The 1,133-nt window shown below is 62.2% G+C and carries 2 protein-coding genes; one reads left to right on the forward strand and one right to left on the reverse strand.

Annotation, left to right across the window (positions count from 1 at the left end):
* The coding region (locus tag BZK31_RS28925) for a helix-turn-helix domain-containing protein (RefSeq protein WP_157900853.1) at positions 1-267 on the forward strand (267 nt) is incomplete at its 5' end.
* Positions 268-285: 18 nt separating this feature from the next.
* Here BZK31_RS28925 and BZK31_RS28930 read toward each other — a convergent pair.
* A partial coding sequence (locus tag BZK31_RS28930) for a cation:proton antiporter (protein ID WP_083186503.1) occupies positions 286-1,133 on the reverse strand: 848 nt, incomplete at its 5' end.

Below are 1,133 nucleotides of genomic sequence, written 5' to 3' on the forward strand. Positions count from 1 at the left end.
CTGGACATACCAGTTCCGTGTTTTCCGCGTTTTTTCAAGCTTTTTACCGGTCACGTTTTCATCATTCTAATCCACAAACTGGGGATTCAGCGCCCCTGCCGACTGCTGTTGCAGCCCGACATGTCGGTGTCGGACATCTGTTTCGAGGTCGGTTACCCCAATCTACCCATTTCCACCCGACACTTTCGTGTTAAAACGGCCCAGACCCCCAGCGATTACCGCCGCGTGACCGCCGTGACACTGTTCAAAACAGCACGGGGCGCCTGACGCCCCGCGCCGTGCCGATCAATGCCCGGCGTCTTTGACCTGTGGCTCCCGCGTGACCGCACGCACCAGCTTGCCGATGGTCAGACCCTGCAGCAGGATCGACAGCAGCACCACGATGTAAGTGATGCTCAGCAGCAGGTCGCGCTCCGGGCCGGTTGGCAAGGCCAGCGCCAACGCCACCGAGACACCGCCCCGCAAACCACCCCAGGTCAGAATGCGTACCGTGCCCTGCGGCACGTTTCGCCAGCGACGCAGCAGCAGGATGGCTGGCGCGACGGTGACGAAGCGCGACAGCAGGATCGCCACGGCCAGCAGGCTGGCGGCGATCAGGTGCTGCCACGAGAACGGCAGCAGCAACAGTTCCATGCCGATCAGCGCGAACAGCAGCGCGTTGAGCATGTCATCTAGCAACTCCCAGAAACCGTCCATGTAACGACGGGTCATGTCGTTCATCGCCAGGTTGCGTCCCAGGTTACCGATGATCAGCCCGGCCACAACCATGGCAATCGGGCCGGAGACGTGCAGTTCCGAGGCCATTGCCGAACCGCCAATGACCAGCGCGAGGGTCAGCATGACTTCGATCTGGTACTGCTCGATGCTCTTGATCATCAGGTACACGGCATAGCCGATCAGGCCGCCGAACAGCACGCCGCCGACTGCCTCGTGCACGAACAGCATGGCGGTCTCGCCAACGGTCGGCGTTTCGCCCAGTTGTGCGATACCCAGCAACACGGTGAACACCACCACCGCGGTGCCGTCATTGAACAGCGACTCGCCGACGATGGTGGTCTTGAGCGGCTTCGAGGCGTTGGCGGTCCGCAGCACGCCCAGCACCGCAATGGGGTCGGTCGGCGAAATCAGCGCGC

Origin of the sequence: Pseudomonas floridensis (assembly GCF_002087235.1) — a bacterium.
GTDB classification, from domain to species: domain Bacteria; phylum Pseudomonadota; class Gammaproteobacteria; order Pseudomonadales; family Pseudomonadaceae; genus Aquipseudomonas; species Aquipseudomonas floridensis.